Here is a 25,251-nt window from a genome sequence, read left to right as displayed (position 1 = left end):
GACGAATGCCGCTCGTGAGCAAGACCGTTGAGGTCGAGGCGCCCGCCGAGGCGATCATGGGGATCGTCGCCGACTTCGAGTCTTATCCGAAGTGGAACGCCGAGATCAAGGGCTGCTGGGTGTTGGCGCGATACAACGACGGCCGACCCAGCCAGCTGCGGCTCGACGTGGTCGTGCAGGGCCAGTCGGGCACGTTCATCACCGCGGTGTACTACCCGGGCGAGAACCAGATCTACACGGTGCTGCAGCAGGGCGACCACTTCAGCAAGCAGGAGCAGAGGTTCTCGGTGGTGCCGATCGGGGCGACGTCGTTGTTGACCGTCGACCTCGAGGTCGAGACCAAGCTGGCGATCCCCGGCACGATGGTGAAGAAGGCGATCGGCGACACCCTCGACTACCTGGCCGGCAACCTCAAAGCCCGCGCCGAGCAGCTGGCCGCCAAGTAGCCGACGTTCGGCGGACTTAACGGGTTGATTGCAGCCATCAGGTGCATGCGATCAACCCGTTAGTGCCACAGCGGCGGGCGCCAAGCGGGCATCAGCGCCACAACCCGGCCTCGTCGAGGCGTGCGATCAGCCGCTGCGCCCCGTCGGTGAACTCGGCACCGGTCAGCCCGATGACCGCGGCCGCGTCGCGCCTGCGCAACGCGGCGATCAGTTCGCGGTGCCGGGTCAACGCCGCCGCCCCCCAGTGCGGGTCGCCGGCATAGATCCGGCCCGGCAGATACCGCGCCACGTGCAGCAGGAACCAGGCCAGCTTGATGCGGCCGGTGGACAGGTTGAACGCCCGGTGAAACGCGAACTCGGCGGCCGCGATCGCTTCGGGGTCACCCCGCTCGATCGCCGCGGCCAGCGCCTCGTTGAGCTCCGCGAGCTCGTTGATCTCGGCGTCGGTGATCCGCTCGGTGGCCGTGGCCGCCAATTCCCTGGCGATCGTGCCCTGCAGCCAGAAGATGTCCTCGACGTCGGTGCGGGTCAGGGGGACGACGACATGCCCGCGGTGCGGTTCGAGTTGCACCATGCCCTCGCCGCGCAGCGTGCGCAGCGCTTCGCGCACCGGGGTGATGCTGACCCCCAGCGCCGCGGCGGTCTCGTCGAGCCGAATGTAGGTGCCGGGCCGCAGGATCCCGGTCATGATGTCGGCGCGCAACCGGCTGGCGACCTCATCGGAGAGCTGTTCACGCCGCATCCCGCGACGTGGTCCCGGGAGGGGTCTGGCCGGTGCGTTCACGGTCTTCTCCGGTCATCTGGCGAGGGCTTGTCCCTGAGCCGCCGAGGCCATAGTGTGACCGGGGCGACAACAATGTTTGATCAAATATCAACGTTGTGCAACCCCTAAGAACGGGAGTACACCTGTTGACCGACCCCACCGAACAGCCCTATCTGGCCCGTCGGCAGAACTGGACCAACCAGCTGACCCGTCACGCGCTGATGCAACCCGACGGAGTGGCGCTGCGCTTCCTGGGGCAGACCACGACCTGGCGCGAACTCGACGAGCGCGTCGCCAACCTGGCGGGCGCGCTGAACCGGCGCGGGGTGGAGTTCGGCGACCGGGTGCTGATCCTGATGCTCAACCGCACCGAGTTCATCGAGGCGTTTCTGGCGGTCAACAAGCTCGGCGCGATCGCGGTCCCGGTGAACTTCCGCATGACCCCGCCGGAGATCGCATACCTGGTCGGCGACTGCCAGGCCAAGGTGATCATCACCGAGGCGGTGCTGGCGGGCGTGGCCGCCGCGGTTCGTGACATCGACTCGACCCTGACTACCGTGATCGTCGCCGGTGGCGCGACGGACCAGACCACGATCGGTTACGACGACCTGATCGAGGAAGCCGGGGAACCCGCCCCCACGGTGGACATCCCCAACGACTCCCCGGCGCTGATCATGTACACCTCGGGCACCACCGGCAGGCCGAAGGGCGCGGTGCTCACCCACACCAACCTCGCAGGCCAGGCGCTGACCTTTCTGTTCACCAACGGCGCCGACATCAACAACGACGTCGGCTTCATCGGGGTCCCGCTGTTCCACATCGCAGGCATCGGCAACATGATCCCCGGCCTGCTGCTCGGCCGGCCGACGGTGCTCTATCCGCTGGGCGCGTTCGATCCCGGTGCGCTGCTCGACGTGCTCGAGGCGGAGAAGGTCACCGGCATCTTCCTGGTGCCCGCGCAGTGGCAGGCGGTGTGCGCCGAGCAGAGCGCGCGCCCGCGCCGGCTGCACCTGCGGGTGCTGTCGTGGGGCGCGGCACCCGCCTCAGATACGTTGCTGCGCACCATGTCTGACACTTTCCCGGGGACACAGATCCTGGCTGCGTTCGGTCAGACGGAGATGTCGCCGGTGACGTGCATGTTGTTGGGCGACGACGCAATTCGCAAGCTGGGCTCGGTCGGCAAGGTCATCCCGACGGTCGCCGCGCGCATCGTCGACGACGACATGAACGACGTACCGATCGGTGAGGTGGGCGAGATCGTCTACCGCGCACCGACCCTGATGGCCGGCTACTGGAACAACCCGCAGGCCACCGCTGAGGCCTTCGCAGGCGGTTGGTTTCACTCCGGCGACCTGGTCCGCCAGGACGAGGAGGGCTACATCTGGGTCGTCGACCGCAAGAAGGACATGATCATCTCCGGCGGCGAGAACATCTACTGCGCCGAGGTCGAGAACGCCCTGGCAGCCCATCCGGCCATCGCCGAGGTGGCGGTGATCGGCCGCCACGACGAGAAGTGGGGTGAGGTGCCCGTCGCGGTCGTCGCGCTCGGCCAGGACGCCGGTACCGAACCTGACCTGCGCGATCTCGAGGACTTCCTGTCCGAGCGGCTCGCCAGGTACAAACATCCGAAGGCCGTCGAGGTGGTCGACGCGCTGCCGCGAAACCCCGCGGGCAAGGTCCTCAAGACCGAACTGCGGGAGCGCTTTGCCGCGGGCAAACCTTCTTCTGACGCCCGCGAAAGTGCCACTCCGCCAACAGTTTCTGGAGCAGCGCAAGAGGACTGACAGATGAGCGGGCGAGCGCTGCGGGCTACGCCGCGAATACTGCCGATGCGGTGCAGAGCGGCGATCGGATCGGGTACAGTCCGGTGGTCTGCCTTACTACCGGCGAGTAAGGAGATGTTGGTCACAGACACCAGGCTCGGGCAAGGAGGGTGCGTGCGACAGGCGCAGCTGTTGCGCCACGACACTCGCGATTTCGTCGTGGGAGTGCACTGGTGACGGCGACGACCGGCATGACCGGCTACGTGCGTGACCAGGTCAAACCGGGTCTCGAAGCGGTCGGCGGCTTCGTGCGCATGTGCGTGCTCACCGGAAAAGCGCTGTTCAAGCCGCCGTTCCAGTGGCGCGAGTTCATCCTGCAGAGCTGGTTTCTGATGCGGGTGGCGTTCCTGCCGACGCTGGCCGTGTCGATCCCGCTGACCGTGCTGCTGATCTTCACGCTGAACATCCTGCTCGCGGAGTTCGGCGCCGCCGACGTCTCCGGTGCCGGCGCCGCCATCGGCGCCGTCACCCAGCTGGGTCCCCTGGTGACCGTGCTCGTCGTCGCCGGGGCCGGTTCGACGGCCATCTGCGCCGACCTCGGTGCCCGCACCATCCGCGAGGAGATCGACGCCCTGGAGGTGCTCGGTATCGACCCCATCCACCGGCTCGTGGTTCCGCGCGTGGTGGCCTCGACGTTCGTGGCGATCTTGCTCAACGGCGCGGTGATCACCGTCGGCCTGGTCGGTGGCTTCATCTTCGGGGTGTACCTGCAGAACGTCTCGGCGGGCGCGTACGTCTCGACGCTGACGTTGATCACCGGCCTGCCCGAGGTGGTCATCTCGATCGTCAAGGCGGCGACCTTCGGGCTGATCGCCGGCCTGGTCGGGTGCTACCGCGGTCTGACCGTTTCCGGCGGCGCCAAGGGTGTCGGCACCGCGGTCAACGAGACGCTGGTGCTCTGCGTCATCGCCCTGTTCGCGGTGAACGTGGTGCTCACCACGATCGGTGTCCGGTTCGGAACGGGGAGCTGACGTGTCGACGACAACGGTCCTGCGTTCACGCTTTCCGCGGGGATACTCCCGCGTCCAGAATGTGGTCAGCTCGCCGGCCCGCTTCCTGGACAGCGTCGGGCACGTCGCCTGGTTCGTCCTCACGGCGGTCGGTTCGATCGGCCACGCGCTGCGCTACTACCGCAGGGAGACCCTGCGGCTGATCGCCGAGATCGGCATGGGCACCGGTGCGATGGCCGTCATCGGCGGCACCGTGGCGATCGTCGGCTTCGTCACGCTGTCCGGGTCGTCGCTGGTCGCGATCCAGGGCTTCGCGTCCCTCGGCAACATCGGCGTCGAGGCGTTCACCGGCTTCTTCGCCGCGCTGATCAACGTCCGCATCGCCGCCCCGGTGGTCGCGGGCCAGGCACTGGCGGCCACCGTCGGCGCCGGCGCCACCGCCGAGCTCGGCGCGATGCGCATCAGCGAGGAGATCGACGCGCTGGAGGTGATGGGCATCAAGTCGATCTCGTATCTGGTGTCCACCCGGATCATGGCCGGCTTCATCGTGATCATCCCGCTGTACGCGATGGCGATCATCATGAGCTTCCTGTCCGCACAGGTGACCACGACATTCTTCTACGGCCAGTCGATCGGCACCTACGAGCACTACTTCCGCACGTTCCTGCGTCCCGACGACGTGTTCTGGTCGTTCATCCAGGCGGTGATCATCTCGGTCATCGTGATGCTCAACCACTGCTACTACGGCTACTACGCCAGCGGCGGTCCCGTCGGGGTCGGCGAGGCCGTCGGCCGGTCTATGCGCGCCTCGCTGGTCGCGATCGTGTGTGTGGTCCTGTTCGCCTCGTTGGCGCTCTACGGCGTCGACCCGAACTTCAACCTGACGGTGTAGCGCGATGACGGCACCGTTGAACGCTCCTCGCACCCCGCCCTACAAGTTGGCGGGGCTGGTGTTGACGCTGTTGACGATCATCGCGCTGGTGCTGGTGTACATGCAGTTCCGCGGCGACTTCATGCCGCGCACGCAGCTCACCTTGATCTCCACGCGCGCGGGCCTGTCGATGGATCCCGGCGCCAAGGTCACCTACAACGGGGTGGAGATCGGCCGGGTGGCCGCCGTCGACGGCGTCACCGTCGGTGACGAGCCGAAGGCGAAGATCGTCGTCGACGTCGACCCCAAGTACCTCGACCTGATCCCGCGCAACGTCGACGCCAGCATCGACGCCACCACCGTGTTCGGCAACAAGTACGTGAACTTCACCTCGCCGGAGGACCCCGACACGGCGCGGATCACCTCGTCGGACGTGATCGACGTGACGTCGGTGACCACCGAGTTCAACACGCTGTTCGAGACCGTGGTGTCGATCTCACAGCAGGTGGATCCGATCAAACTGAACCAGACGCTGGCCGCGACCGCCGAAGCCCTCGACGGGCTCGGTGACCGGTTCGGGCAGTCGATCATCCACGGCAACGAGATCCTGGCCGACATCAACCCGAAGATGCCGCGCATCGCCGAGGACAACAGGCTGCTCGCCGACCTCGGCGAGGTGTACGCCGACGCGGCGCCCGACCTGTTCGCCGGGTTGGAGAACGCGGTGACCACCGCGCAGACCCTCAACGAACAGCAGGGCAACATCGACCAGGCGCTGATGGCCGCCATCGGCTTCGGCAACATCGGCGGCGACATCTTCGAGCGCGGCGGCCCGTATCTGGTCCGCGGCGCCGAAGACCTCATCGTGCCGTCGGAGATCCTCGACGAGTACAGCCCGGCGCTGTACTGCATGATCCGCAACTACCACGACGTGGAACCGAAAGTCGCTGCGTCCCTGGGCGGTAACGGGTACTCGCTGCGGACGCTGTCGGAGCTCATGGGTGCCGCCAACCCGTATGTGTATCCGGACAACCTGCCGCGCGTGAACGCGCGTGGCGGTCCTGAGGGGCGGCCCGGCTGCTGGCAGCCGGTCACCCGTGACCTCTGGCCGGCGCCGTACCTCGTCATGGACACCGGTGCGTCGATCGCGCCGTACAACCACTTCGAGTTGGGCCAGCCGATCCTGATCGAATACGTCTGGGGTCGCCAAGTCGGGGAGAACACGATCAACCCATGAAAATCACCGGTACCGCCATCAAACTCGGCGCCTTCTCACTGGTGCTGCTGCTGTTCACCGCGATCATCGTCGTGGTGTTCGGTCAGATGCGGTTCGACCGAACCACCGGATATTCGGCGATTTTCTCCAACGCCAGCGGGTTGCGCGCCGGCCAGTTCGTTCGGGCCTCGGGTGTCGAGGTCGGCAAGGTCGAAGGCGTCACGCTGATCAACGGCGGCACCCAGGTGAAGGTCGACTTCAACGTCGACCGGTCGCTGCCGCTGTTCGAGGGCACCACGGCGTCGATCCGCTACCTGAACCTGATCGGTGACCGGTTCATGGAGCTCACGCGCGGCGACAGCGACGAGCGGATGCCCGCGGGCGGCACCATCCCGGTCGATCGCACCGAGCCCGCACTGGATCTCGACGCGTTGATCGGCGGCTTCCGCCCGGTGTTCCGGGCCCTGGACCCCGACAAGGTCAACAACATCGCCCAGTCGATCATCACGGTCTTCCAGGGACAGGGCGGCACCATCAACGACATCCTCGACCAGACCGCGTCGCTGACGTCGGCGCTGGCCGACCGCGACCAGGCGATCGGCGAGGTGATCCGCAACCTCAACACGGTGCTCGACACCACGGTGCGACATCAGCAGCAGTTCGACGAGACCGTGCAGGACTTCGAGAAGCTGATCACGGGCCTGAAGAATCGGGCGGACCCGATCGCCACGTCGGTCGCCGACATCAGCGACGCCGCGGGCACGGTCGCCGACCTGCTCGCCGACAACCGGCCGCTGCTGCAGAGCACGGTCGGTCACCTCGAAAACGTTCAGCAACCCCTCGTCGACCAGCGCGACCAACTGAACGACATCCTGGTCAGGCTGCCAACCGCGTTCAAGATCATCGGCCGTGCGGGCGGCATCTACGGCGACTTCTTCAACTTCTACGCCTGCGACATCTCGCTTCGGATGAACGGGCTGCAGCCCGGCGGGCCGGTGCGCACCATCAAACTCTTCAGCCAGCCGTCGGGTAGGTGTACGCCGCAATGAGAACTCTGGAGGGATCGAACCGGGCCCGCAACGGGGTGATGGGCATCATCATCCTGGTCCTCGTGATCGGGGTGGGGCAGAGTTTCGCCAGCGTGCCGATGCTGTTCGCGACGCCGACGTACTACGCCTACTTCTCCGACACCGGCGGACTCAACGAGGGCGACAAGGTCCGCATCGCCGGCGTCGACGTGGGGCAGGTGCGCTCGATGGCGATCGAAGGCGACAAGGTCAAGATCGGTTACTCGCTGGGCGGTACGCAGATCGGCAAGGACAGCCGGGTGGCCATCCGCACCGACACCATCCTGGGCCGGCGCAACATCGAGATCGAGCCCCGCGGATCTGATCCGTTGCGCGCCAACGGGATTCTGCCGCTGGGCCAGACCACCACGCCCTACCAGATCTACGACGCGTTCTTCGACGTGACGAAGGCGGCCTCGGAGTGGGACACCGAAACCGTCAAGCGCTCGCTGAACGTGTTGTCGGAGACCATCGACCAGACCTACCCGCATCTGAGCGCCGCGCTCGACGGGGTGGCCCGCTTCTCCGAGACGATCGGCAAGCGCGACGACGACGTCAAGAAGCTGTTGGCCAACGCCAACAAGATCGCCGGCGTGCTCGGCAGCCGCAGCGAGCAGATCAACCAGCTGCTCGTCAACGCCCAGACGCTGCTGGGCGCGATCAACGAGCGCAGCTACGCCGTCGGCGCCCTGCTCGAGCGGGTCGGGTCCTTCTCCGAACAGGTCAAGGGCCTCATCGACGACAACCCGAACCTCAACCGGGTGCTGGAGCAGCTGCGCGTGGTCAGCGATGTGCTGCGGGAACGCCAGTACGACCTGATGGACACGCTGACCACGATCGCCAGCTTCGTGGCCTCGCTGGGTGAGGCCGTCGCGTCCGGTCCGTACTTCAAGGTGATGTTGGTGAACCTGTTGCCGGGCCAGATCCTGCAGCCGTTCATCGACGCCGCGTTCAAGAAGCGCGGCATCGACCCGCAGAAGTTCTGGGGCGACGCGGGTCTGCCCGCGTGGCGGTTCCCGGACCCGAACGCGCAGGGCTTCGACAACGGCGCCCCGCCGCCGGGACCCGCAGTGTTGGAGGGCACGCCCGAGCATCCGGGACCCGGTGTGCTCAAGGGGCATCCGTGCTCGTACACGCCTGGGCCCGGCGGCCTGCCACGGCCGGACAACCCGCTGCCGTGTGCCGGGCTGTCCGTCGGACCGTTCGGCGGCCCGGCCTACGGTCCGATCGACGTGGTCACCTCCGACCCGAACGCGCACGGTCCGCAGCCGTCACCGGGTGTGCCCGCCGCGGCCATCCCCGGTCAGCTGCCACCGAACATGCCGGGCGTGCACGGTCAGTTGTCGCCCGACACGCCGCCGGGGGCGCGCACCGTGCCGGTGGGGCAGGATCCTTCGCAGCCACCGCTCCCCGCGGACTTCACCCCCGGCATCGCGCCGCTGCCGCCGGCCCTGCCCGCCCCGCCGGTACCGGGACCGGGCCAGCAGTTGGCGCCGGCCGGGCAGCCGCCGCTATTGGGCAATCCGCCGTTCCTCCCGCCGGGATCGCAGGGATAGGGGGGTAACAGATGTCAACGATCTTCAACATCCGAAGCCTGCGGCTACCCCAGGTTTCTCGTGCCACGCTGATCATCGGCACGCTGGTGGTGGTGCTGGCCGTGGTGGCCGCGTTCGTCGGGTACAACCTCTACAAGCGGCTGACCACCAACACCGTCGTCGCGTACTTCACCGACACGCTGGCGCTGTACCCGGGCGACAAGGTGCAGATCATGGGCGTCAAGGTCGGCTCGATCGACAGCATCGAACCGGCCGGCGACAAGATGAAGGTCACCTTCCACTACGACAACAAGTTCAAGGTGCCCGCGAACGCCACCGCGTCGATCCTGAACCCGAGCCTGGTGGCGTCGCGCACTATCCAGCTGGCCCCGCCCTACACCGGCGGACCGGTGATGGAGGACAACGCCGTCATCCCGCTGGAGCGCACCCAGGTGCCGGTGGAGTACGACGAGCTGCGTGACTCGATCAACCGGATCCTGACCGATCTCGGCCCGACCCCCGAACAGCCGTCCGGACCGTTCGGCGAGATCATCGAATCGGCCGCCGACGGTTTCGCGGGCAAGGGCGAGCAGCTCAACAGGACGCTCAACGGGCTGTCCGAGGCGCTGTTCGCGCTCAACGAGGGGCGCGACGACTTCTTCGGGGTGGTCAAGAGCCTGGCGTTGTTCGTCAACGCGCTGCACCAGAGCGATCAGCAGTTCGTCGCGCTGAACGACGACCTCGCCCAGTTCACCAACGCGTTCACCAACACCGACCGCGAGGTGTCCAAGGCGCTGCGCGACCTCAACGAACTGCTGACCACCACGCGTGGATTCCTCGACGAGAACGCCGAGGTGCTGACGCACGACATCAACAACCTGTCGTCGGCCACCACGGCGATCCTGCAGCCCGAACCGCGCGACGGGCTGGAGACCGCCCTGCACGTGTTCCCGAACCTGGGCGCGAACCTGATGAACATCATCTCGCCGGTGACCGGGGGCGTGATGGCCATCCCGGTGATCAACAACTTCGCCAACCCGCTGCAGTTCGTCTGCAGTTCGATCCAGGCGGCCAGCCGGTTGGGCTACCAGGAGTCGGCCGAGCTGTGCGCGCAGTACCTCGCGCCGATCCTGGACGCGATCAAGTTCAACTTCCCGCCGTTCGGCGTCAACCAGTTCAGCTCGGCGCTGACGCTGCCCAAGCAGGTCGCCTACTCGGAGCCGAGGCTGCAGCCGCCGCCCGGCTACAAGGACACCACCGTGCCCGGCATCTGGTCGCGGGACACGTTGTTCTCGCATGGCAACCACGAGCAGGGCTGGGTCGCCGCGCCCGGCATGCAGGGTGTCGAGGTGCAGCCGTTCACCGCGAACATGATGACGCCGGAATGCCTCGCCGAGCTGATGGGCGGACCCGACTGCCAGATTCCGCCTGCGCCACCAACGTTCGGTGGTCCGCATCAGGCGGGCCCGCCGAACGCCTACACGGAGAACACGCCGCTGCCGCCGCCGTGGTATCCGCAGCCCGGCCCGCCGCCTGCGCCCGCGCCGGGAGTGATCCCCGGTGACCCGGGTGGTGCCGCCATGGCCGGCCCCTTGCCGGCACCGGGCGGACCGCCGCCCGCGGCGCCGGCAGGACCCCCGCTACCAGCAGAGGCAGGTGGGTGATGGGCGCACGCGCGAAGATCGCGGGGCTCAGGATGAGGGCTCGCACGAACAGAGGACCAGGCATGGGTGCTCGCAGGCTGAGCAGGATCGCACGGCGCGGTGTGGCGCTGGGTGCGATCGCGCTCGTGGTGAGCTCGTGTGGATCGTGGAAGGGCATCGCGAACGTTCCGCTGCCCGGCGGGCCCGGCACCGGATCGGACGCCTGGACGGTGTACGTGCAGATGCCGGACACGTTGGCGCTCAACGTCAACAGCCGGGTGCGGGTGGCCGACGTGTACGTCGGCCGGGTGCGTGCGATCGAGCTGAAGAACTGGGTCGCCACGCTGACGCTGGACCTGCAGCCCAGCGTGGAGTTGCCGAAGAACGCCCTCGCGAAGATCGGCCAGACCAGCCTTCTCGGTTCGCAGCACGTGGAGTTGGAGCTGCCGCCGGATCCGTCGCCGGAGCCGTTGCGCGACGGCGACACGATCCCGCTGCAGAACTCGTCGGCGTATCCCACCACCGAACGGGTGCTGGCCAGCATCGCCACCATCCTGCGCGGCGGCGGGGTGCAGAACCTCGAGGTGATCCAGACCGAGATCAACAACCTGCTGACCGGACGGGCCGACCAGATCAGGGAGTTCCTGAACCAGCTGGACACCTTCACCGCCGAACTCAACCAGCAGCGCCAGGACATCACCCGGGCGATCGATTCCACCGACCGGTTGCTTTCGATCGTCGCCCAGCGCAACAACACCCTGGACCGGGTGCTCACCGAGTTCCCGCCGCTGATCAAGCATTTCGCCGAGACCCGTGACCTGTTCGCCGACGCGGTGCAGGCCGTCGGACGAATCAGCGCGGCCGCCGACGACGCGTTGGGTCCGGCCAGCGACGACCTGAACACCAACCTGGCCAACCTGCAGCGGCCGCTGCGGGAACTAGGCAAGGCGTCGCCGTACCTGATCGGGGCGCTCAAGCTGTTGCTCACCGCGCCGTTCTCGATCGAGAACGTGCCGAAGGTGGTCCGCGGCGACTACCTCAACGTGTCGCTGATGGTCGACCTCACGCTGTCCGCTCTGGACAACGGCATCCTGACGGGTACCGGCGTCTCCGGCATGCTGCGCGCGCTCGAGCAGGCCTGGGGGCGTGATCCGGCCACCATGATCCCGGACGTGCGGTTCACCCCGAACCCGCACAACGTGCCGGGCGGGCCCCTGGTGGAAAGGGGTGAGTGAGCGATGCTGACCAGGTTCATCAAGATCCAGCTGGTGTTGTTCACCGTCCTGACGATCATCGCGTTGGTGGTGCTGGGCTGGTACTACCTGCGGATTCCGTCGCTGGTCGGGATCGGCCAGTACACGTTGCACGCCGACCTGCCGCGCTCGGGAGGTCTGTACGCCACGGCGAACGTCACCTATCGCGGCACCCAGATCGGCAAGGTGACCGAGGTGGAGCCGACCGAAACCGGTGCGCGGGCCACGATGAGCATCGACAGCCGCTACAAGATCCCGATCGATGCGACCGCGAACGTGCACTCGGTGTCGGCGATCGGTGAGCAGTACCTGGACCTGGTGTCCACCGGCGACCCGGGACAGTATCTGCAGCCGGGCGCGACGATCACCGAGAGCACGGTGCCCAGCGAGGTCGGCCCGGCGCTGGACGCGGCCAACAAGGGTCTGGCCGTGCTGCCCAAGGAGAAGATCGACGCCCTGCTCACCGAGACGTCGAAGGCGGTCGGCGGGCTGGGGCCCGCGCTGCAGCGGCTGGTCGATTCGACGACCAACCTCGCGGAGGGCTTTCAGCAGAACCTGCCCCAGGTCAACGACATCATCCTCAACGCGACCCCGATCCTGGACAGCCAGGTGACCTCGGGCGACGACATCGAGCGGTGGTCACGCAACCTCAACGTGATCGCGGCGCAGGCCGCCCAGGAGGACGCGGCGCTGCGCAGCGGCCTGCAGCAGGCCCCGCCGACGCTGGACCAGGTCACCGCGGTGTTCGGTGGTGTGCAGGAGTCGCTGCCCCAGACGCTGGCCAACCTGTCGGTCGTCATCGACATGCTCAAGCGCTACCACAAGGGGCTGGAGCAGACGCTGGTGATCTGGCCGCAGGGCGGTGCCGCCAGCCAGGCGGGCACCCTGTTCGAGGATCTGGGCCAGCTGCCGTTGGCGCTGTCCATCAACCAGCCGCCGCCGTGCCTGACCGGCTTCCTGCCAGCATCGGAGTGGCGCTCACCCGCCGACACCAGCATGGCGCCGCTGCCCAAGGGCACCTACTGCAAGATCCCGAAGGACTATCAGGCCAACGTGGTGCGCGGGGCACGTAACTATCCCTGCGTCGACGTGCCCGGTAAGCGTGCGGCGACGCCGATGGAATGCCGCAGCGACGAGCCGTACCAGCCGCTGGGCACCAACCCGTGGTACGGCGACCCGAACCAGATCCTGTCGTGCCCGGCTCCCGGCGCGCGCTGCGATCAGGGCGTCAACCCCGGCTTCGTCGTTCCGGCACCGTCGGTGAACAGCGGCGTGAACCCGATGCCCGCCAGTGAGCTGCCGCCGGCGCTGTCGACGTCGCCGGTCAGCGACCCGCTCAGCCCGCCGGGGCAGGGCACCGTCCGCTGCAGTGGACAGCAGCCCAACCCGTGCATCTACACTCCGGCACCAGGGCCACCCGGCTCGACGGCGGTGTACAGCCCGACCAGCGGCCAAGTGGTCGGACCCGACGGCGTCAGGTACAACGTCAGCAACTCGAGTAACCCAGGAGACGACGGATGGAAGGAGATGCTGGCACCCGCCAGCTGAACCCCACCGATGCTGACCAAACGCCCGACGAAGCGCATCCCGAGCCCGACGAGTCGTTAGCAGTATCCACAGAAGAAGAGCCGACAGAACAGCCCACGGAGACACCCGAGCAGCAGTGCCGCGCGCCCCGGCTCGGTCGCGGCTGGGCCGTCGGCATCTGCGCCATCCTGCTGCTGCTCGCGGTCGCCGGCGGAGTCGGCGGATATCTGAGCCTGAGGGCGCACCAGCACAACGAGGCGACCGCGCGTGCGGAGGCCGCCGCGCTGCAGGCCGCGAAAGATTGCGTGACGGCCACCCATGCGCCCGATATCGCCGCGATGACCGCGGCGCAGGCCAAGATCATCGAGTGCTCGACGGGCGACTTCGCCGTGCAGGCCTCGCTGTACAGCGGGGTGCTCGTCGACGCGTACCAGGCCGCGAACGTTCAGGTGCAGGTGTCGGATATGCGCGCGGCGGTGGAAAAGCACAACGCCGACGGCTCGTTCGACGTTCTCGTCGCCGTGCGGGTCAAGGTGACCAACTCCGAGACCGCCGACCAGGAGCAGGGCTACCGGCTGCGCGTGCAGATGGCGCCCGACGAGGGCACCTACAAAGTGGCCAGGCTGGACCAGGTCACCTCGTGACGTCATCGACCATGACGCCTGACACCGATTCGGACACCACGACCACCGCCGAGGCGGCCCCGCAGACCCTGGCGTCGTGGCCGGCCCGCGCGGGCGCCTTCGCCATCGATGTGCTGGTCGGCTCGGCGGTGCTGGCGACGCTGGCGCTGGTGGCGTGGACGGCCCCGTTGCGGGGCTGGCTGTGGTGGGTGTTCACCGTCGCCGCCGCCCTGGTGGTGCTGGTGATGGCGGTGAATCGGCTGGTGCTGCCCGCAATCAGGGGGTTCAGCCTTGGCCGTGCGCTGTTCGGTGTCGAGGTGGTGCGCCGATCCGGTGGCCGTGCCGGGGTGTGGCGGTTGTTGGCGCGCGATCTGGCGCATCTGCTGGACACCGCGGCCCTGTCCGTCGGCTGGTTGTGGCCGCTGTGGGACCGGCGCAGGCGCACGTTCGCCGATCTGTTGCTGGGCACCGAGGCGCGCGAGAGCCGGTCCGGGCCGCGTGATGTCCGCCGGTTCACCGCCGGGGTGTTGATCGCCGCGGCGCTGCTGTGCGTGCTGGCGGTCACGCTGAGCTATGTGGTGGTGTACCGCCACGACCGCGCCATCGAGAACGCCCGTGCGCAGATCATCGAGCAGGGACCGCGAATTGTCGAGCAGATGCTGTCCTACCAGAGGGAAAGCCTGCAGCAGGACTTCTCTCACGCGCAGTCGCTGACCACCGATGAGTACCGCAAGCAGTTGATCGAGCAGCAGCAGGCCGTTCAGGACGCCGGGGTCACGTCCAACGAGTACTGGGCGGTCAGCAGCGCGGTGGTGCCGAACCCGCCCGTCACCCCCACCAGCGCGTCGATGTTGTTGGCGATGCAGGGGCAGCGCGGCAACGACCCCAACAACCTGAAGTTCATCACCGCGACCGTGCGGGTCGACTTCGAGAAGACGGGCGGGCAGTGGCGCGTTGCTGATCTGACGGTGCTCAAGAAGCCGTTGATGAACCAGGGGGGCCAGTGAGCCCGCGGCGCAGGATCGAGGCCGACGAGCCGGACTTCTTCGAGGCGACGCCGAGGCGCCCGCGCCGGTGGGGTCTGCCGGTCATCGCCACGGTGGCGTCGCTGGTGTTGATCGCCGCGGTCGCCGTCGGCACGCTGATGCTGGTCAACCATGAGATCGACCGGCGTGCGGCGGTGAAGGACGCGTTGGCGCTGGGCTATGTCCGACAGTTCATGACCGAATACACCTCGCTGGATCCGTTCCACGCCAACGACTATGTGGAGCGGATCCTCGCCGAGGGCACCGGCGAATTCGGCTCGATGTTCAACGAGAGAAAGAACGAGATCCTGGTCCAGGTGGCGCGCGCCGAGCCCACCACCGGCACCGTGGTGGAGGCCGGGGTGCAGCGCTGGAACGACGACGGCAGCGCCGATGTGCTGGTCGCGACGACGGTCACCTCGAAGTCCCCGGACGGCAAGCAGACCTATGAGAGCGGAAGCCGTTGGGTCGCAACGGCTATTCAGGAAGGACAGCAGTGGAAGATCAGCCAGCTGATCCAGGTGATCTGACCACCGACGCGGATACCGCAGCCGAGCCGACGGCGCCCGCGGGCCGTCGTCGCTGGTCCTTCCTGCGCCGTCGCACCAAAACCGCTGCGCCCGAGGAAGTCACCACGGAGGCACCGAGCACTGAGCAGGAGCAGGCCAAGCCGGTGCCGCGCGGTAAGGCCGCGCGGGCGGCGAAGCCGAAGATCGCGGGCGACAACGAGGAAGACAGCGAGGAAGTCGAGGCGCCCGACGCCGAGGCTGCAGAGCCCGCCGAGCCGGAACCCGAAGAGCCCACGGAAGATCAGGTGCTCGTTGCGCATCGGCCTGCCGGCAAGCGGCTGGCGATCGCGGCGATCGTCGCCGCGGTGTTGTTCGTCGGGGCGGCGGGTTTCGCAGGCGCGATGCTTCAGCCGTATCTGACCGACCGTGCCACTGTCCAGATCAAACTCGACGTGGCCCGCACGGCCACCGAAGCGATCACCACGCTGTGGAGCTACACGCCCGAGGATATGGAGACCCTCCCGGAGCGGTCGGCCGGCTTTCTCGGCGGCGACTTCGAGCACGAGTACCGCAAGTACATCGACGCGATCGTCGCGCCGAACAAGCAGGCCCAGGTCACCAACACAACCCAGGTGATGGGTGCGGCGGTGGAAACGCTCACCCCGACCGAGGCGACCGCGCTCGTCTACACCAACTCGGTGGCCACCAGCCCGATGACCAAGAACATCCCGTCGCTGCGCTATCTGTCGTATCGGCTGACGATGAAGCGTGACGACGCGAAGTGGTTGATCACCCGCATGTCCACGGTCACCTCGCTGGACCTGACACCTCAGCTGTAGGCCGGAAACCCCGACCCGTGGCCGTCGAATCGCCTGTCTCGCAGAAATTTACAGTACTGGCATTTTTTCTGCTCACGTTCGCGACCGGGCTGGTCGACGCGGTCAGCGTGCTGGTGCTGGGCCATGTGTTCGTGGCCAACATGACCGGTAACGTCATCTTCCTCGGCTTCTGGTTCGTGCCGCACTCCGGTGTGGACATGACGGCCGCGCTGGTGGCCTTCGTCGCGTTCGTGGCCGGCGCGGTGATCGGCGGCAGGCTGACCCGCCACCTCGGCGCGCAGGTTCGGCACTGGTTGGGGATCACCCTCGGCTTGGAAGTGGTGACGTTGTCGGTGCTCGCGATCCTCGCGGGCGCCGGCGTGCTCGACTACCACGACGACACCAAGCTGATCCTGATCGCGGGGTTGGCCGTCGTGTTCGGGATCCAGAACGTCACCGCGCGCCAGTTCGGCGTGCAGGAACTGTCCACCACCGTGCTGACGTCGACGATCTCCGGCCTGGGCTTTGACAGCAGGTTGGCCGGCGGCACGGGGGAACGGGAAAAGCTGCGCTACGGAGTCGTTTTCACGATGTGCGGTGGCGCCGTGGTGGGAGCGACGTTGACACGGGTCACGGTCGCCCCTGTCATCGCACTGGCCGCGGCGGTGATTGCGGCAGGGGCCGCCGTCTTCTGGTTCGGTCCCCGCCGCGAGACGACCTGGTCGGCGGGCGGACCCACACCGTAGGCTGACAACTGCCTGTGCCGGCCGACCGAGGAGAAGAGATGCCCTCTGTACTGGTCACTGGTGCCTCCCGCGGCATCGGCAGGGCGATCGCCGAGCACTTGGCCGCCCGCGGCTGGGACGTGATCGCGGGGGTGCGGACGCGCCACGACGCCGCGGCCGTCACCGCGACCAACCCGCAACGCATATCGGCCGTCATACTCGACGTCACCGACGCCGAACACATCGATGCGTTGGCGACCTCACTACCCGCCCGCCTCGATGCGGTGGTCAACAACGCGGGTATCGCGGTCGCGGGTGCGGTGGAGGCGGTGTCTGTCGACGACTGGCGAAAGCAGCTGGAGGTCAACGTCATCGGCCAGATCGCGGTCACCCAGGAGGTGCTTCCCCGGCTGCGGGGGTCGCGGGGCCGGATCGTGTTCATCTCCAGTACCAACGGCCGTCTGTCGACTCCCCTGATGGGCCCGTATGCGGCGAGCAAGTTCGCGTTGGAGGCCGCCGCGGACGCGTTGCGCGTGGAGCTGAAGCCGTGGCGCATCCCGGTGATCGTCGTCGAACCCGCGCAGACCGACACCGACATGTGGCGCACCGCCGACGACATGGTGGCCGAGGTCGAGGCCGGTCTGACACCGGAGCACCGTGACCTGTACGCGAAACACCTTGCCGGGATGAAGAAGTTCATCCCGGTCGCGCAGCGGGCCGCGGTGCCGCCGGCGCGGGTATCCGCCGTCGTCGAGCAGGCGCTGACCGCACGGCGGCCCCGCGCCCGCTACGTCGTCGGCCTGGCCCCCGCGCTCCAAGTGGCGCTGGTGTCAGCGTTGCCGACCAGAATCCGTGACCTCGCGATGCGGCGCGTGTTCGGCCAACCTTAGGTATGAGGGCGTTCGTCAAACGTCGCGCTGGGGCGCCGCCGGGACTCTTCGATTTCGAAGCCGCAGGCCTGCAATGGCTTTCAGCAGCAACCGGCGGGGTGCCGTGCGTTCGGGTACTCGATCACGCGGATGACCGCATCACCCTGGAACACTTGGAGACCACCGGGCCTACCCGCTCCGCCGCGTACGAGTTCGGTCAGCGGCTGGCGGTCACGCACGACGCGGGAGCGGACGGGTTCGGGGCACCACCTGACGGCTGGTCGGGGCCCGGCTACTTCGGTCCGCTGCACCGCCCGCTGCCCATGTCGTTGACGTCTCATGCCACCTGGGGCTGGTTCTATGCCCGAGAACGGTTGCGCCCCAACGCGAGCCGCGCCGCCACCGAACTCGACGCATCCACCCGCGCGGCCGTGGACGCGGTGATCGCGCGCTGTGAGGCCGGGGACTTCGACGACGACGATTCGCCCGCGCGGCTGCACGGTGACCTGTGGAGCGGCAACGTGATGTGGACGTCGAGCGGTGTGGTGCTCATCGACCCGGCCGCCTACGGCGGGCACCGGGAAACCGACCTGGCCATGCTGGCGCTGTTCGGCTGCCCGTTCTTCGACGCGGTCATCGACGGCTACCTGTCGCGGCGCCCGCTGCGCGAGGGGTGGCGCCAACGGGCGGCGCTGCACCAGCTCTATCCGTTGCTGGCACACGTCGTCATCTTCGGCGCCGGCTACGAGCGCCAGGTCGCGCAGGCCGCGGGCCGCACGCTGGAGCTCTGACAACGGTCGACGGCCGATGAATTAGCCAACCATAAACCGTCGGGAGCGTGACCTGCGGCGTTCGCGGGCTCCCGGAATTGCCGTATGTGGTCGGCCGGTTTCGTTTTCGTGCTAGTGTCGCGGCGACACCAACCGGGGGGGCCGGGAGGACAGGTCAAGTGGCTGGCAGGCATCGCGCCCACCGTCAGAATGTCAGGAAGTTCGCCAAGAAAGCCACCGCCTTCAGCGCCGCCACCGCGACGGCAACGGCGCTGATCGGTGCGGCGCCGGCGCCGGAGGCGAACGCCGCGAGTGTCCGGGCCGCCGATGCCCACCTCGTCGCGGCCGTCAACCAGTGGCCGTCGCCGGGGCAGCTCCCCGACGTGACGGCCGGGCTGGGCACGTTCGGTTCCGGCCTCACCCAGACCGTGCTGGACGCCATCGCTCGGGCAGTGGCCGAGAACCTCAGCCTCGCGGCGCTGGCCCGCGCGGCAGGCATGGACCCGGAAAGCCTCCTCGAGCGGCTCGTGGGCGACCCGAACTTCTTGGTGGACAGCGTTCTCGGCGGGCTGCTCGGTGAAGTTCCCATCGATCTGTCGCCGGTGCTCGAAGCGCTGGTCGGCGAGATCGTCACCGACCTGCTCCTCATTCCGGTGCTGCAGGCGCTCGGCATCACCGACGCCGAAGGGGTTACGGACCTGCTGAGCCTGTTGAACCTGGTCGGCCTGGACCTCAGCGATCCACTGAACGTGGGCAACCTCGATATCCCGGGGCTGAACGTTCTGACCGCCAGCCCGATATTCACGTTGTTGAAGCTGCTCGGGACCGACCTCGGCTGGGCCCCGTCGCTGCCCAACTCGGTCGCCGGCGAGATCAACGGGTCCGAGTACCTCGAAGTCGGCGCGGTCGGTCTGCTCACCACGGTGCTCGACAGGCTGACCGAGACGTTGCCGGGCAATCCGTTGATCCCGCAGCTGGGCCTCCTGATCGAGGCGCTGCTCGGTGACGTTCTGCCCGATGTCACGCACCTGCGGGTGCCGGTGTCGGTGGGCATCGGCATGGGCGCGTTCGCGATCGCCACCGGCTACGACCAGGTGCTCGCCGATCTGGTCAACCAACCCGGCGGGGTGAACGCCGGCGCAGGCCCGCTACTGGGCAGCATCACCGTGCTGCCGATGCTGCTGATGTTGAACCCCGCCCGGCCCAACGGCGGGGCGCTGGCGCGGTTCTATCCGCTGTTCGACTTGCTCGGCATCGATACCGTCAACCCGCAGACCCAGGTGAGCTCCAGCGGCGGTCTGATGCAGTTGCCGTTCGGGCTCTCCCTCGGCGGCGCGAACATCATCCCGGTCCTGATCGATGTCGGCGTGGCGTATCACCCGGCATCGGACCTCGCTGCGTGGCCGAACCCGTTCTCGCTGGCGAACAACCTGATGGCCTTGGTGTTGCCGACCTACATGCTCCGCGGTCTCACCCTCGACACCGTGCCGGAGCAACTCGGCGGGCAGATCGGTGACGCGCTGGAGAAGCTCATCGACGGGAAGCTGGCGCTGAACCTCTACGTGACGCTGCCGTCGAACACACAGCCGTTGCTCGAGCCGCTGTACCTGATCTCAGATGTCATCAGCATCGCGTCGCTTGGCCTGTTGGCGGTGAATCCCGTTGGCGCGCTGGCCAATGCGCTAGCACCGGCGGTCGAGGCCCTGAACAATCTCGGTTACACCGACGTGGTCCGCAACCCCGACGGCACCTACACCAGGACGCTGACCGAGGCCGGCGTTCCGACGCCGTTCATGTCCTTCCCCTCCGGAATCAACCCCGTCCAGGTGCCGTTCGACATCGTCAACCTGCTGATCCGCGGATTCACCAAGGAGTTCTTCAGCGGGAACCCGACCCCGGCCACCCCGAACGCGATTCTCAACCGCTCGAGACCTTCCCGCTTCTGACCGACGTCCGGCGGGGACAACCTGAACCTGCTCACGCCACTCTGCCGAACAGCTCTGCATTCTCGCAGATGCTGTCGACGTCGGCGCAGCTGGCGACGAACCGCTGTGTCGACGTGATCCGCAGGCGTGGCCGCGGAGACCGACGAAGACCGAAGGCTGACGCTGGCGACGACTATCTGAGTCCGGTGCGAGGAGTCGGACGACGGGGCGTCCGGCAAGGCCGCCTGAGGCTAGTTGAACGCGAGCCAGCTCGGCAGCGCGCGCTCGCGCGAGTCGCACAGCACCTGCCGGGTGTCACACGAACCGCGGGGCACGCCTGCACCGGCCCACATGCCGCCGGTATCGCGGCGCAACACGATCGCCGACGAGCCGCCGCCGTCAAGTAGCACCGCGGTGTCGCTGCCCAGCCCGCGGAACAGATCCTGGATCTGGTCGGGTGTGTAACTGCCGCCCTGGAACACGTACATCTCGTCCTTGGCCTTGGAGTACGCGATGGCCGTGCGGGCGGCGCTGGGCCCACCGTCGTTGAGCTGGCTGGTGTCGCCGGGGGACAACAGCCCGATGCCGGCGACCGCGACGAACCGGACACCTTTCTCCACCAGGTCCTCGATGACCGGTGACGCGGCGTCGTAGTCGTCGGGGTTCTTCGGCGCCACGACGAACGGGGCCCCGGCGACCGGAAGGATCATCGTGGACAACGCCTTCCAGTGCTCGTTACCGCCCGACAAACCCTGCTTGCCCGCGTAGGCGATGCGGCCGGTGACGGCGGCGTTGGTCCGGCCCAGGCCGCGGGTGTTGTCGACGTAGGCGCCGAGCGGGGAGCTGCAGCCGGTGGACTTCCACGAACCGCCCTTCTGGCCGCGCACGTCGAAGAAGTTGGCGTTGATCGCGATCGTGGGCTGGCCGAGCACCTGCCATGCCTGCAGGGGCGTGAAGATCTCCGATGCCTGTATCAGCCCTTCGCCGGTGCGTGCGCGCGGATCTCGTTCACACCGGGCCTGATAGCCCCGGTGGGTGTCGACAAGCAGCCGCGGTGCAAGCCGCTGCGAGGCCGCCTTGATGATCATCAGGTGACCGCCGTTGTTCATCTCGTAGGCGTGGCCGGCGGCGTTGACCATCGGCGCCGGGTGTCCGCTGCCGAAGTTGTAGACGAGGTAGGACCCTTTCGTGTTGGCGATGGCATCGGCGAGAAGCTCACGGGCACTGGCTGCGTGCGCGGTGGGTACGGCCGCCGTCACCGGCGCGACAGCGCACAGCACCAGCGCCGCCGCCGTCGCCGCGAATCGACGGACGTTTGCCAAAGGGGTCGACACGGTGGTCCCTTCTGGGAGAGCCTACAACAAAACAACTGTAATCACACGAGAAGCACAGTTAACTTGCGTTACAGCTGCATCACAATCCGATCGCGATTTCTCGCTTCGCGGGCTACGCCATGCCGCCCGGGGGTTCGATGAATGTGTCCAAGACCGATCGAGATTAGGAAGGGTCCGTGCCGGGCACTGTTATGACGGCGCACCCGCGCCGAGATCGAAGGAGTCAGATATGTGGACGATCATCGTTGCTCTCATCGTCGGGGCCATCCTCGGCGTGTTGGCGCGACTAATCCTGCCGGGTAAGCAGAACATCGGGATGCTGGTGACCATCCTGCTGGGCGCGGTCGGCGCTCTGCTGGGCGCGTGGATCTCCAACGCGGCGTTCGGTACCGGCGACAAGATGTTCTCGCCGATCCCGTTCGTCATCGGGTTGGTCGTCGCGGTCATCCTCATCGGGATCTACGTGGCGATCACCGGCCGCCGCGGAGCGGGTACTCCGCGAACCTGATCAACGCCCCGGCGGTGCCAGGCGATAGACGGCGTCCGCGTAGTCATCGGTGATGTACACGGCGCCGTCCGGTCCCGCCACCGCGGCGACCGGGCGGCCCCACCGTGAGCCGTCGTCGGCCTGAAAACCGCCGGCCAACGTCTGCCGATCCTTCAGATCCCCATCACGCCAACCGAAGAACGCCACCTCCGGCGGCTGCGGCGGCTCCCGGTTCCATGAACCGTGCACGCCGATCAGCGCGCCGCTGTCGAACGGAGCGGGCAGTACGCCCTCGGTGAAGCTCATACCGAGCGGCGCCGCGTGCGCGCCGAGGCTCTGCTCGACGGGCGGAAGCGCGGCGCAGTCGAGCCTGCTGCCGTCCGCGTTGGTCTGAACGTCCCGGATGAACGGCAGGTCGGCCGGGCCGCCGTCGGAATTGCAGTACGGCCAGCCCAGTTCGCGTCCCTCGGTCAACTTGGCGACCTGCTCCGGTGGATGGTCGTTGACGTACTCCTTCTCGACCTCACCGGTCGCCGGGTTGGCGACGTTGTCGCGGCCGTTGACCGCCGTCCACAACGCTCCGTCCGGCGCGACGGCCAGCCCGGTCCCGTTCCGCACCCCGGTGGCGAACGGAACGGCCGCACCCCCGCCGGGAGGCACCCGCATGATCGTGGCGCGCGGCGGATCGGCGTCGCGGTCTGCGGCCGAGATGTTGCCCGTCGACCCGATCGAGAAGTACACGGCGCCGTCCCGACCGACGGCAACGCTTTTCAGGGCATGCGCATAGGCCCCGCGCAGGTCGGCGCTTTCCGCGTCGGGTAGGTCGGCGACGACGGTGCGCCGATTGCTCGCGGTGCCGTCGGCGTAGTCGTAGACGTCGACCTGATCGCTTTCGGCGACATAGAGCCGGTCGCCGTCGAACGCCAGGCCGTGTGGCTGGTCGAGCCCGTCGAGCAGGACCGTCTCGCGCGGCTGCGTGTCGGTGGGTCGCAGATGAAGCACCTGCCCGGCGTTCGGGACCGAGATCAGCAGAGCGCCGTCGGGGGCCCACGCCGCCAGCCTGGCCGTTGGGACACGGGCCCAGACCGACAACGTCCATCCCTCGGGGACCAGCGCCTGGCGCGGCTCGTCGAACGGCTCCTGCGCGAGGCCCGGCTCGACCTGAACCGTCACCGGCACCAGGTCCGCGGCCGGCTGGGCGGGCGGCGGCGAGGCCGGCTGCGGTGCCGGCGCGGGTGTCGTCGAGCATGCGGCAAGCACCGAAACCGCACCCAGAATGACGCCGATCCGGTTACGCCGCGGCCAAACTCGCATGCATCTCCCAGACCAGGATCTCGGCGGGTTCCGTGGCGGTGACCCGCTGGCCACCGGAAGCGGTGAACCTGACGGCGTCGCCCTCGTGGATCGGTCCGGCGCCCTCCAACGTGACCTGCCCGCGGGCCACGAAGAGGTGCAGGTACTGCGCCTCGGGCAACTCGACGTTGTCGACGGGCTGCATCCGCGCGCCGTGCAGGGCCGCGTGCTTGTTGTGGATCGTGATCGCGGTGTGGTCGCTGTGCCGCGGCATCCCGGAGGCGATGGTGACCAGGCCGCCGCGCAACAGCTCGTCGTCGATCTCGAGTTGCTGGTAGCCGGGGGTGAGGCCGGCCTCGTCGGGCATCACCCACATCTGGATGAAACGCACCGGCTCGTCGTGTGTCTCGGATCCCGTCAGGGTCCAGGAGTCGTTCTTCTCGGAGTGCATGATGCCGCGACCGGCTGACATCCGTTGGGCCAGGCCGGGATAGATCACGCCGGAGTTCCCGGTGGAGTCCTGGTGCACCAGCGACCCGCGCAGCACCCACGTCACGATCTCCATGTCGCGATGCGGATGGGTGTCAAAGCCGGTGCCTGCCTTGACGATGTCATCGTTGTTCACCAACAGCAGGCCGTGGTGGGTGTTCTCGGGCTCGTAATGGCTGCCGAAGGAGAACGAGTGCCGCGAATCCAGCCAGTCGATCTTGGTGTGCGCGCGGTCGCCCGCTCGACGGATGTCGACGGTCATGTGCCTCACTCCTCGCGCAGTCAACGCCAGCCTAGGCGGCCGGCGCCTAGAGGTGGTCCGGGAGTCCCCACTTCTCGAACGAGGTGGCGTGAAACGCCACGACGTGGGTGATGCCGTCGGCGCCGACGTCGAGAACGTGCAGCTGAAAGGGTTCGTGCACGCCGGTTTCCGGGTTGCGCATGTACATCGCGCCTGCGGGTTGACCGTTGGCGGTCGTGGGGATCAACCGCATGTCGCCGGGCCCCTCCGCGGGGCAGTGGGTCTTCGACAGCAGCACGATCTCGTGGGGGCCCCGGTACCAGCCGTCGAACGGCGGCATCTCCCACACCGCGTCGGCGGTGAACAGCTCGACGAGCTTGTCGATGTCGTAGCTCTCGAACGCCGCGATGTACCGGGCCAGCAGATCCTGTGCCTCCGGTGACTCCGGCGGCACCAACACATCGTCCTCGCTGGGCCCGACCGCGTCGAGTTGCGCGCGAGCCCGCTGCAGCAGGCTGTTGACCGCTGCTGTCGAGGCGCCGATCGCCTCCGCCACCTCGGCGGCTTTCCACTGCAGCACCTCACGCAACACCAGCACCGCCCGTTGCCGCGGCGAGAGGTGTTGTAGCGCCGCGACGAACGCCAGCCGGACCGACTCGCGCGACCCGACGATGGCCGACGGGTCGGTGGCGTCGTCGGGAAACGGTTCCAGCCACGGCACCTCTTCGCGCGCCACGATGTCGTCGACCGGATCCGAGCTGGGTGCGCCCAGCCCCGTCGGCAGCGGCCGGCGCCGACGGCCTTCCAGCGCGGTCAGGCAGGTGTTGGTGGCGATGCGGTACAGCCAGGTGCGCACCGAGGATTTGCCCTGGAAATTCTTGTACGACTTCCACGCCCGCAAGTACGTTTCCTGCACCAGATCCTCGGCGTCGTGCACCGAGCCGGTCATCCGGTAGCAGTGCGCGAGAAGCTCGCGGCGGTATTGCTGGGCGTCCGCGAGAAAGGCGTCCTCGTGTTCTAGATCGTGGGCCAGAACCGTCACCTAGCCG

24 protein-coding genes are annotated in these 25,251 nt (G+C 67.7%); 19 read left to right on the top strand and 5 right to left on the bottom strand.

Features of this window, described 5'->3' with window-relative positions; all coding sequences use genetic code 11:
* Nucleotides 1-5 precede the first annotated feature (5 nt).
* On the top strand, nucleotides 6-446 hold the full coding sequence (locus tag G6N28_RS10775) for an SRPBCC family protein (RefSeq protein ID WP_163900111.1): 441 nt from the start codon (nucleotides 6-8) through the stop codon (nucleotides 444-446).
* A gap of 91 nt (nucleotides 447-537) precedes the next feature.
* Here the strand turns inward: G6N28_RS10775 and G6N28_RS10770 are convergent, their stop codons facing one another.
* A complete protein-coding gene (locus G6N28_RS10770) occupies nucleotides 538-1,230 on the bottom strand; it encodes a GntR family transcriptional regulator (RefSeq protein WP_407664951.1) in 693 nt (230 codons plus the stop codon).
* 122 nt (nucleotides 1,231-1,352) lie between these two features.
* Here G6N28_RS10770 and fadD5 point away from each other — a divergent pair, with 122 nt between their 5' ends.
* From fadD5 to G6N28_RS10685, 17 genes are all read left to right on the top strand, one after another.
* Nucleotides 1,353-2,993 (top strand): fatty-acid--CoA ligase FadD5, encoded by a 1,641-nt coding sequence (fadD5, locus tag G6N28_RS10765; protein WP_163906101.1) that lies wholly within the window; start codon nucleotides 1,353-1,355, stop codon nucleotides 2,991-2,993.
* A gap of 212 nt (nucleotides 2,994-3,205) precedes the next feature.
* Nucleotides 3,206-4,003 (top strand): MlaE family ABC transporter permease, encoded by a 798-nt coding sequence (locus tag G6N28_RS10760; protein WP_163900107.1) that lies wholly within the window; start codon nucleotides 3,206-3,208, stop codon nucleotides 4,001-4,003.
* A 1-nt stretch (nucleotide 4,004) separates the two neighbouring features.
* Nucleotides 4,005-4,874 carry an MlaE family ABC transporter permease gene (locus G6N28_RS10755; RefSeq protein WP_163900105.1) on the top strand — a complete coding sequence of 290 codons (870 nt, stop codon included), beginning with the start codon at nucleotides 4,005-4,007 and terminating at the stop codon, nucleotides 4,872-4,874.
* A gap of 4 nt (nucleotides 4,875-4,878) precedes the next feature.
* Entirely contained in the window at nucleotides 4,879-6,090 is a 1,212-nt protein-coding gene (locus G6N28_RS10750) for an MCE family protein (protein WP_163900103.1), read from the top strand.
* The gene (locus G6N28_RS10745; protein ID WP_163900101.1) at nucleotides 6,087-7,118 is read left to right on the top strand and encodes a virulence factor Mce family protein; all 1,032 of its coding nucleotides are present in this window, start codon (nucleotides 6,087-6,089) and stop codon (nucleotides 7,116-7,118) included. The genes G6N28_RS10750 and G6N28_RS10745 overlap by 4 nt, the downstream gene beginning before the upstream one ends.
* Complete coding sequence (locus G6N28_RS10740; protein WP_163900099.1) at nucleotides 7,115-8,692, top strand: virulence factor Mce family protein; 1,578 nt, start codon at nucleotides 7,115-7,117, stop codon at nucleotides 8,690-8,692. The genes G6N28_RS10745 and G6N28_RS10740 overlap by 4 nt, the downstream gene beginning before the upstream one ends.
* A gap of 11 nt (nucleotides 8,693-8,703) precedes the next feature.
* Nucleotides 8,704-10,335, top strand: a complete 1,632-nt coding sequence (locus G6N28_RS10735; RefSeq protein ID WP_163900097.1) for a virulence factor Mce family protein — start codon at nucleotides 8,704-8,706, stop codon at nucleotides 10,333-10,335.
* Between the two features lie 62 nt (nucleotides 10,336-10,397).
* On the top strand, nucleotides 10,398-11,549 hold the full coding sequence (locus G6N28_RS10730) for a virulence factor Mce family protein (RefSeq protein WP_163900095.1): 1,152 nt from the start codon (nucleotides 10,398-10,400) through the stop codon (nucleotides 11,547-11,549).
* Between the two features lie 3 nt (nucleotides 11,550-11,552).
* Nucleotides 11,553-13,115: an MCE family protein gene (locus G6N28_RS10725; protein ID WP_163900093.1), complete on the top strand. Its 1,563-nt coding sequence runs from the start codon at nucleotides 11,553-11,555 to the stop codon at nucleotides 13,113-13,115.
* Nucleotides 13,085-13,738, top strand: coding sequence for an Rv1363c family protein (locus G6N28_RS10720; RefSeq protein ID WP_163900091.1), 654 nt, complete (start codon nucleotides 13,085-13,087; stop codon nucleotides 13,736-13,738). Before G6N28_RS10725 ends, G6N28_RS10720 begins: the two co-directional genes overlap by 31 nt.
* Before the next feature lie 11 nt (nucleotides 13,739-13,749).
* On the top strand, nucleotides 13,750-14,724 hold the full coding sequence (locus tag G6N28_RS10715; RefSeq protein ID WP_163906099.1) for an RDD family protein: 975 nt from the start codon (nucleotides 13,750-13,752) through the stop codon (nucleotides 14,722-14,724).
* Entirely contained in the window at nucleotides 14,721-15,272 is a 552-nt protein-coding gene (locus tag G6N28_RS10710; protein ID WP_163900089.1) for an Rv1363c family protein, read from the top strand. The genes G6N28_RS10715 and G6N28_RS10710 overlap by 4 nt, the downstream gene beginning before the upstream one ends.
* Nucleotides 15,239-16,090 carry a mammalian cell entry protein gene (locus G6N28_RS10705; RefSeq protein WP_163900087.1) on the top strand — a complete coding sequence of 284 codons (852 nt, stop codon included), beginning with the start codon at nucleotides 15,239-15,241 and terminating at the stop codon, nucleotides 16,088-16,090. The genes G6N28_RS10710 and G6N28_RS10705 overlap by 34 nt, the downstream gene beginning before the upstream one ends.
* A gap of 17 nt (nucleotides 16,091-16,107) precedes the next feature.
* Nucleotides 16,108-16,815: a YoaK family protein gene (locus tag G6N28_RS10700; RefSeq protein ID WP_163900085.1), complete on the top strand. Its 708-nt coding sequence runs from the start codon at nucleotides 16,108-16,110 to the stop codon at nucleotides 16,813-16,815.
* A gap of 38 nt (nucleotides 16,816-16,853) precedes the next feature.
* Nucleotides 16,854-17,684 (top strand): SDR family NAD(P)-dependent oxidoreductase, encoded by an 831-nt coding sequence (locus tag G6N28_RS10695; protein WP_163900083.1) that lies wholly within the window; start codon nucleotides 16,854-16,856, stop codon nucleotides 17,682-17,684.
* A 2-nt stretch (nucleotides 17,685-17,686) separates the two neighbouring features.
* Complete coding sequence (locus tag G6N28_RS10690) at nucleotides 17,687-18,454, top strand: fructosamine kinase family protein (protein ID WP_163900081.1); 768 nt, start codon at nucleotides 17,687-17,689, stop codon at nucleotides 18,452-18,454.
* 158 nt (nucleotides 18,455-18,612) lie between these two features.
* Nucleotides 18,613-20,379 (top strand): ATPase, encoded by a 1,767-nt coding sequence (locus tag G6N28_RS10685; RefSeq protein WP_163900079.1) that lies wholly within the window; start codon nucleotides 18,613-18,615, stop codon nucleotides 20,377-20,379.
* Nucleotides 20,380-20,609: 230 nt separating this feature from the next.
* On the opposite strand, the gene G6N28_RS10680 is transcribed toward G6N28_RS10685, so the two are convergent.
* The gene (locus G6N28_RS10680) at nucleotides 20,610-21,692 is read right to left on the bottom strand and encodes a phosphodiester glycosidase family protein (RefSeq protein WP_163900077.1); all 1,083 of its coding nucleotides are present in this window, start codon (nucleotides 21,690-21,692) and stop codon (nucleotides 20,610-20,612) included.
* A 229-nt stretch (nucleotides 21,693-21,921) separates the two neighbouring features.
* Between G6N28_RS10680 and G6N28_RS10675 the strand changes: the two genes are divergently transcribed.
* Nucleotides 21,922-22,200: a GlsB/YeaQ/YmgE family stress response membrane protein gene (locus G6N28_RS10675; protein WP_163900075.1), complete on the top strand. Its 279-nt coding sequence runs from the start codon at nucleotides 21,922-21,924 to the stop codon at nucleotides 22,198-22,200.
* Here the strand turns inward: G6N28_RS10675 and G6N28_RS10670 are convergent, their stop codons facing one another.
* From G6N28_RS10670 to G6N28_RS10660, 3 genes are read right to left on the bottom strand one after another with little or no spacing between them, the layout of a single operon-like run.
* The gene (locus G6N28_RS10670; RefSeq protein ID WP_163900073.1) at nucleotides 22,201-23,493 is read right to left on the bottom strand and encodes a PQQ-dependent sugar dehydrogenase; all 1,293 of its coding nucleotides are present in this window, start codon (nucleotides 23,491-23,493) and stop codon (nucleotides 22,201-22,203) included. It lies immediately after the preceding gene.
* Nucleotides 23,471-24,223, bottom strand: coding sequence for a pirin family protein (locus tag G6N28_RS10665; RefSeq protein WP_163900071.1), 753 nt, complete (start codon nucleotides 24,221-24,223; stop codon nucleotides 23,471-23,473). Before G6N28_RS10665 ends, G6N28_RS10670 begins: the two co-directional genes overlap by 23 nt.
* Before the next feature lie 46 nt (nucleotides 24,224-24,269).
* Nucleotides 24,270-25,244, bottom strand: a complete 975-nt coding sequence (locus G6N28_RS10660) for a sigma-70 family RNA polymerase sigma factor (RefSeq protein ID WP_163900069.1) — start codon at nucleotides 25,242-25,244, stop codon at nucleotides 24,270-24,272.
* Nucleotides 25,245-25,251 lie beyond the last annotated feature (7 nt).

The organism is Mycolicibacterium pulveris, assembly GCF_010725725.1.
Taxonomy (GTDB): Bacteria; Actinomycetota; Actinomycetes; order Mycobacteriales; family Mycobacteriaceae; genus Mycobacterium; species Mycobacterium pulveris.
The sequence above is the reverse complement of the archived record's forward strand: the minus strand, read 5'-3'. Positions and strand labels throughout refer to the sequence as shown.